Raw genomic sequence first — 738 nt, forward strand, 5'->3', positions numbered from 1 at the left:
GAAAGCCGCGATTGCGGCAAGGAGGTGAAAATTTCACTTTCTTAAAGGAGTTTGTTAAATGACAATCGCCAAAACTCGTACTAACGGCAATACTCGCCATACAGCTAATGGTAAAGTATCAGCAAAAACAAATAACACAGCTACCGCAACTAAATCTAAGGCAGTAAAGGCTTCACCACAACAGGAAGCATTAGCCTTATTGAAGGAATTGCGGAATTTAATCTTCAAAGAGTACGGGATTAAATTACAGTTACGCGATTCCAGAATTTCTACCAAAATCGGTCATGCAGCCCGTGAAAAACTCGGACTTGATATTGCTGCTCAAGTCAAAAAGAAAGGTGGTAATAAAAAGTTTGATTGGCAGAAATGGAACAGCAAATTATTTCCTAAATTGTTTGGACAACCAGATGCCCTCAAATATGCACCAGAAGTAGTTGCTATTTTCATGAGTATGCTGTACGACACAATCAGCAAAGACCCGGAGCAAGCAATAGCTGATTTAGTCGAATTCAACCGGGCATCACTAGAACGTCGCAACTCATTCCAAGAACAAGAAGTGGAAGAACTGGATGATTTAGATAATGAATTTGACGAGGACTTGGACGAAGATGAGGATGATGACGATGAACTCGATGAAGACTTGGATGAAGATGACGATTTAGATGAAGATGATGAGGACGATGACGAGTAATTGATTCTTCATAAGTGACAGAATTATAACTACAAATAACCATGTAT

At 39.4% G+C, this 738-nt stretch carries 1 protein-coding gene; it reads left to right on the forward strand.

Annotated elements, in window-relative coordinates; genetic code table 11:
- The first annotated feature begins 58 nt into the window (after positions 1-58).
- Positions 59-691 (forward strand): primosomal protein, encoded by a 633-nt coding sequence (locus FJR05_RS25225; RefSeq protein WP_168646638.1) that lies wholly within the window; start codon positions 59-61, stop codon positions 689-691.
- Positions 692-738: the final 47 nt, after the last annotated feature.

Source organism: Dolichospermum sp. UHCC 0259, assembly GCF_009711935.1.
In the GTDB taxonomy this organism is placed as follows: Bacteria; Cyanobacteriota; Cyanobacteriia; order Cyanobacteriales; family Nostocaceae; genus Dolichospermum.